This window comes from bacterium, assembly GCA_009926305.1.
In the GTDB taxonomy this organism is placed as follows: Bacteria; Bdellovibrionota_C; UBA2361; order UBA2361; family RFPC01; genus RFPC01.
In genome coordinates this window covers 1-6,031 of record RFPC01000109.1, presented here as the reverse complement: position 1 = coordinate 6,031, position 6,031 = coordinate 1, and the positions used below count along the sequence as shown (strand labels likewise).

At 48.4% G+C, this 6,031-nt stretch carries 7 protein-coding genes; 4 read left to right on the top strand and 3 right to left on the bottom strand.

Annotated features, from left to right (window positions below):
- A partial coding sequence (locus EBR25_12035; GenBank protein NBW41714.1) for a hypothetical protein occupies nucleotides 1-477 on the top strand: 477 nt, incomplete at its 5' end.
- Between the two features lie 140 nt (nucleotides 478-617).
- Here the strand turns inward: EBR25_12035 and pyrF are convergent.
- Genes pyrF through EBR25_12020 form a run of 3 tightly spaced genes read right to left on the bottom strand, consistent with a single transcriptional unit; the run spans nucleotide 618 to nucleotide 3,250 of the window.
- Nucleotides 618-1,574, bottom strand: coding sequence for an orotidine-5'-phosphate decarboxylase (gene pyrF, locus EBR25_12030; GenBank protein ID NBW41713.1), 957 nt, complete (start codon nucleotides 1,572-1,574; stop codon nucleotides 618-620).
- Nucleotides 1,575-1,628: 54 nt separating this feature from the next.
- The gene (locus EBR25_12025; GenBank protein NBW41712.1) at nucleotides 1,629-2,735 is read right to left on the bottom strand and encodes a hypothetical protein; all 1,107 of its coding nucleotides are present in this window, start codon (nucleotides 2,733-2,735) and stop codon (nucleotides 1,629-1,631) included.
- Nucleotides 2,736-2,782: 47 nt separating this feature from the next.
- A complete protein-coding gene (locus EBR25_12020) occupies nucleotides 2,783-3,250 on the bottom strand; it encodes a phosphatidylglycerophosphatase A (protein ID NBW41711.1) in 468 nt (155 codons plus the stop codon).
- A gap of 295 nt (nucleotides 3,251-3,545) precedes the next feature.
- Between EBR25_12020 and EBR25_12015 the strand changes: the two genes are divergently transcribed.
- The 3 genes from EBR25_12015 to minE all read left to right on the top strand — a co-directional run.
- Complete coding sequence (locus EBR25_12015; protein ID NBW41710.1) at nucleotides 3,546-4,769, top strand: hypothetical protein; 1,224 nt, start codon at nucleotides 3,546-3,548, stop codon at nucleotides 4,767-4,769.
- 132 nt (nucleotides 4,770-4,901) lie between these two features.
- Nucleotides 4,902-5,726, top strand: coding sequence for a septum site-determining protein MinD (gene minD, locus EBR25_12010; protein NBW41709.1), 825 nt, complete (start codon nucleotides 4,902-4,904; stop codon nucleotides 5,724-5,726).
- 50 nt (nucleotides 5,727-5,776) lie between these two features.
- A partial coding sequence (gene minE, locus EBR25_12005; GenBank protein NBW41708.1) for a cell division topological specificity factor MinE occupies nucleotides 5,777-6,031 on the top strand: 255 nt, incomplete at its 3' end.

Genomic DNA, 6,031 nt, shown 5'->3' with positions numbered 1-6,031 from the left:
GAACTGCGAGAGCTCTTTCAGATGGTCTCAAAGCCGATAGAAAATGTGAGTGCACGGGGTACGGTGATCACCTCGCGAGCAGCATTAGAGAAAGTCCTCAATCAGTTCCCGCTCGTTGAGGGTGAGGAGCATGATCTCTCAAAGCCTGTCACAATCAAAATTCCTGGTCAGGAAGACGTCGAGATCCGAATTTCTCCGAAGAGCTCTTTTACTGATGCACTCTTACTCCGGAAGAGTGAGCCTGAAGCATTCGTATTGGAAGTGATCGATAAGAGTAAACGTACCGATTCGCCAATGGAAGTTGCCGGTCATGGAAGTGAGCGAAGGGCAAAGCCGTTAAAGCTACTCGGGATTGGCAAAGGGAAAGACCGCTCGCAGGCGTTAAATCCCGCGGGACTACTAGATCTTGTCGCTGATTTAACCCGGACATATAGCCCAACATCAGGTGGGGAAGAGAACCCAGTAAAAGCAGCATAGCCACTGAAGTATAGTCACTGAAGACACGGGTATTCTTGAGCTTGTACTCGTTACATCAAGGTGCATAGCTCAAGTGCTTTACGAACGGTGCGCTTTACGAATAGTGCTATGGGTCTAAACGAGGCATTTAAAGTAGGCGTCTAAACCAGCGTCAGATCGTTCTTTGCAAGGAGTATTCGTTCTTGCAATTGAGCTCGAAAATCTTCGTCCTCTTTTGGTAGTGAGCTTCCCTGAAACGAGAAGACACCTCGGGAGCTATTGACGATCACTCCACGTCCTTTGATTCCACTACCTGGGATAGCTCCCGCAAGGGCTTCTTGAGCGCCCGCTCCCTGCGCTCCGTATCCAGGAACGAGGAAGAGACTCGTAGGCATGAGCTCACGGAGTCTTCGGGCTTCTTCCGGTGCAGTCGCACCCACTACAGCGCCAAGCGCTGATACTCCGCATGCGCCCCTTAAGGATTCTTCCTGTGATCGAATCCAGTCAGCGACACACTCACTAATAGATCTCCCGCTACTGCTTTTCGCATCCTGTAAAAAGCCAGCATCAGGATTAGATGTTCTCACTAAAAGGAAGAGCCCTTTGCCATTTGCGCGGGCTGTTTCGATAAAAGGCACCGTGGATTCCAGCCCCAGAAACGGATTGACGGTGAGTGCATCGACATCACAAAGGGTCTGCAGTGGAATTGGCTGAGAGGTGTCATAACTATTCGAGACATCACCATCAGTTTGAGAGTTGTGAAGGAACGCATTCGCATAGGCGACATTCGTTGAACCAATATCTCCTCGTTTTCCATCAAGGATCACTGGCACCTGAAGCCTCTGAGCTTCTTCGCAGATAGCTCTGAGCGCTTTTATCGCGCCAATACCATACTGCTCAAAGAAGGCGATATTTGGCTTGATACAGGCGATGTGGGGCTCAATGGTTTGTAACGCCGCTGTGTAGTAGTTCCGTAAGGTCTTTTCAGTTCTCGTTTCTATGTCATCCGATCGATCGTGATAACATTCTGGGATATCAGCTGGTCGAAGATCGAATCCAGCACAGAGGAGACTTTTTCGTTTCTCAATGGAGTTTTCTAGGTAGTCGATAAAATTCATGCGCGCTTTTTTCCTGACCCGTATGGTTTGATTGAATACGTTATACCGCGTTCATTAGCCTTCGTCACCTGAGAGAGGCTTAGAGAGCGTCTCTACGAGCTCTTCGAAACGGTGAAAGGGGTCTCCGTCATCGTGTTCTCCGACTTTTCGAAAGAGGTCGACAAAACACGACCACTCTCGTCGGCACATGTGGAAGCCTTCCTCAAAGAGTGGGAGCTGCTTTCGATAGAGTGAGAGTTGGAGGAGCTCTGCATTATTGAGTGTTTGTAGGATTCGCATCTTGGGATAGCGAGCGCGAAATGGAGCAGTGATAGTGTTAAATACCTCATCTCGACGGGTAAGCTTCTCTTCATAAGACAGTGGTGAAGTATATACCTCTTCTAGTACACGGTGGAGCTCAGTGAGGATGCCACCGAGCTCTTTTTCAAACTCCCAATCTCTGAGGCTTGCTTGTAGGCGCTCTTCGGCGATATCTGCGCACGTCTTGTCTTGGCACTGACTTCGCTCTGTGAGGAAAAAGTCAATCGCACCAAGTCCGCCAATCGCATTCGCTGCACTTTCGTTGAAGTCAACGGAGCCTTTTATCCAGAGGGTTTGATGGAAAATCTCGTGAATGACGGTATTTGCAATCGAGTGAGGCGGATGTCGGAGAGTCGTAGTGAGTACTGGGTCGTTGAACCATCCTAGCGTGCTAAAGGCCTCAGTGCCGCGCAGCCATGTTTCGTACCCTTTTGATTCAAGAGCGGCAACAACGTCCTGAGCATCCTCTTGCTCAAAGAATCCCTTGTATGGAACGGTTCCTACGATCGGATACCACCAGGTATAGAGTTGAAAGGCGTCTTGTTTACTCGCTAGTAGCACCCAAGCGAGCACGTCCTTATCAACATGGCTGTACTGAGTAAAGGAATCTTTTGCGTTGAGCCTCAGTCTATCTTCTGCAAACGTTCTCGCACGTAAGACGAGTTGTAGTTTCTCTCGAATCTCTTGGGTTGTCTCTGAGCGCGTAATAACGTCTGAAATCGCCTCTCTTCCAACCAAGATTTTGCCTTCCTCATAGGCGGCACGCATGACGTAAAAGGGGCTGCATGCGGTGAGCAGAGCAGTCAATGTAACGCTGAATACGATGATATTTATAGTTTGTCCTCTCAATGTCTTCCTCATCTTTGCTTCAAAAGACAGTACGTCTCTTGCCAATAATATAATTCGCGTTAAAACAGAGACTGCCCGACCATAAGGCACAGAAGCGCAATGAATCCAGCGGCGATATCATCAAGCATAATTCCTTTCGTGCCATGCATGCGGTCGCATTTTCCTACAATCCACGGCTTTGAAATATCGAACAGTCTAAACAGCATGAAAGCCAGAGTGATTTCAATCACCCCTAATTCTTGTACGCCAAGGAGCGCAATCCACATCCCAGCCCACTCATCGATTACGACCTCTGAAGGATCAGATTGCTTATCGGTGCTGTTCCTTGCGACATAGTGTTCGGTGGCCCACCAACCAGCGAGGATAATACATCCAGTCACAATACAAAGAGTTGCAAAGGACGCCCCGCTGATTTTCAGTAGTAGCCACAGTAGGCAAGCCGCAATGGAGCCTACTGTTCCTGGCGCAACTGGGGCCCTGCCCGATAGGAAACCTGTAGCGATAAGTTCTGAAATCTTCACCCGCAATTCTCTTCTCTGTTGCTGGCCTAAGCCGCCGTCATTTTCATTGTGCACCTCCTGAGAGCTCCTAGACTAGAGGACAAAGTCATTGAAGGGGGGGGAGGCCAACTTTCTGTAGGAAAGATCAGAAGATAGTTGACGAGCGAAAAATTAACTTGCTATAAGTAAGTTAAACTTTTTGATATAGCTAACTCCTTAAGAATATTGTATAATTTATTTCTAGTTTTTAAAGTTTAATCTGGTAAAACAATTGTTGGCAAATTAGCGGGGCGAATTGTTCTGGCATGAGTGAAACAAGAGCATGAGTGAAACAAGGGAAAACTCTCCTTCAGGGAAGGATGCAAATTCTATCTTAGCAGATGGTGGTGTAGGTGATGACTCAAAATCGCTCGAGATCACTGGTGTGGAGAATGATGCGCTTACTGATGGAAGTGAAGAGCCGAAGGTTGTGTATGCTCGTGGGATAGCAGAGGGACTTATCCTGCGCTTAGATGGTGGGTGTGAACCGCTTCGACTTCAGGCAGCACTTCGTGATTTTATGATCTCCCGCAGTGACTTTCTGAAGGGAGCCTCAGTATTTGCAGATTGGTTTGGAGAGAAACCGTCAAAGAGCCTGAAAGCTGACGTGGTGGCTATTTTAAAGAAGGAGTTCTCGGTTGAGCTTGAAGAACTTCCGGATCGGCTGCGTTCTAAGGTGGAGGTATCACGAAGCGATTCCTCAGGCCGTAAAGATTCTTTCGGCAATAAAAAAGGTGACGGAGACAGGCGGGGAGCCAGAGAAGAAGGGAGTTTTTCTAGAAACAGTTTGTTGGGTGATGAAACGGAAGTAGAGTTTCGAGTAGATCGTACTGAGGGGGTAGGTTTGAGTTTGTTTGATGGTTTTGGTTCTACAGACGAGGAGGGTTTTGAAGAATCTTCAGACGGAGAGTTCTCGGAGGGTGTGCTCGCTGCTGGTGTGACGGAGAAAGCCCAGGGAGTCGGTGATGTAGGAGTCGGTGGCGTAGGAGTCAGTGATGTAGGAGTCGGTGATGTACGTCTTGGGGCGAAGGTGAGCGGTGCAAATCCCAGTCGTTTAGCGGGAGGGATGCAGGGTGTTGGTGATTTTGATGAGGAATCGCTAGCAGACATACCAGATGCACGTATGGTCTTTGGTACATTACGGTCAGGGCAGCGTGTAGAGAGTGAGCACTCGATTATTGTTGCTGGTGACGTGAATTCAGGTGCAGAGCTGGTAGCCGGGGGTGATATTTTTGTCCTCGGGAAGCTTCGGGGTGTTGCTCACGCTGGCGCCTATGATGAGACGGGTGCGGGCAGGGTTATTTTTGCCTTGGAGCTTGAGCCAACGCAACTTCGTATTGGCGGGGTGATTACTCGTGGAGGTGGGGAATCTGGTTCCAAGGGGGTCTCAGAGCTGGCTCGTGTTGACGGTGACATGATAGTGGTTGAGCCGTATCAGACTCGCCGAGCGTCTGGAGGAAGGGTCTCGTCTCGGCGGGGGAAGACGAGGGGTTTTCGGATGAAGTAATAGTGAGATTACGAGTTGAAGTGAGTTGTCTTTAAGTGAGTCGTAGCTGCAGAAGTATGGGGTGAAGAAGTACGCGAAGTAGAGAGCAAGCGACTGGGGAAAGTTTTCGGAAAGGGAGAAGTTTTTATGAATATGAGAAACGGATCAGTTGGGGGTCAGGCCGCAAATGGTGAGATTATCGTTATTACCTCTGGGAAGGGAGGCGTTGGAAAGACGACGACGACAGCCAGTCTTGGAGCAGCGTTAGCACTACGAGGGAAAAAGACGCTGGTCGTGGATGCTGATATCGGTCTGAGAAATTTAGATGTGATTCTCGGGTTGGAAAATCGCATCGTCTTTAATGTTGTGGATGTTGCAAAGGGTGTTTGCAAGCCGAGTCAGGCGATTATTCGGTCTAAGAAAAATCCAAATCTCTTTTTGTTGCCAGCATCTCAGACGGACGAGAAGGATGTTGTTTCAGAGGAAGAGATTAAGAAAGCGCTCGACCAGTACAGAAGAGAGTTTAATTATATTCTGGTTGATTCCCCAGCCGGTATCGAGCAGGGTTTTAAAAATGCTTGTGCGGCAGCCGATAGGGCGATTGTGGTAACCACTCCAGAAGTCTCAGCCATTCGAGACGCTGATAGGGTAGTGGGTCTGTTGGCAGCTCGAGAGATAGACGCTCATCTGTTAGTGAATCGAGTAGACAACTCTCTCGTCGATCGTGGTGATATGCTCTCTATTCCTGATGTTCAAGATATTTTGGGGCTAGACCTAATCGGGGTTGTCGAGCGAGATGATACGATTATTGTCGCGGCGAACTGCGGAGAGCCAGTAGTGTTCCAGAAAAAGTCTAAAGCAGGGGATGCATTCTCTCGCATAGCACGTCGGGTGTGTGGAGAAGAAGTGGAGTTTCCGTCATTAGGAGAGACTGGTTTTTGGGGAAGGATAGGGCGTCGTTTAGGAGTGTCAGCATAACAGGCAGTTTTGAACGGATTAATAGTATCAACTAGGCAAAGGGGGTCTTTGTGTTAAAAGCACTGGTAAAAAAAATCTTCGGTGGTAATGACAAGAAGAGCAGATCACTTGCAAAGAGTCGTCTTCATTTTGTGCTTGTTCAGGATCGGACTGGACTCACGAATGACCAGATGGCTCAGTTCCGTAAGGAGCTTGTAGAGGTTATTCAGAGATACTTCACTATTGATGAAACGGGTTTTGATATTTCTTACGAGCGACATGAAGAGAGTACTACTCTTCTGATTAATTCTCCTGTAGTCGTTAAG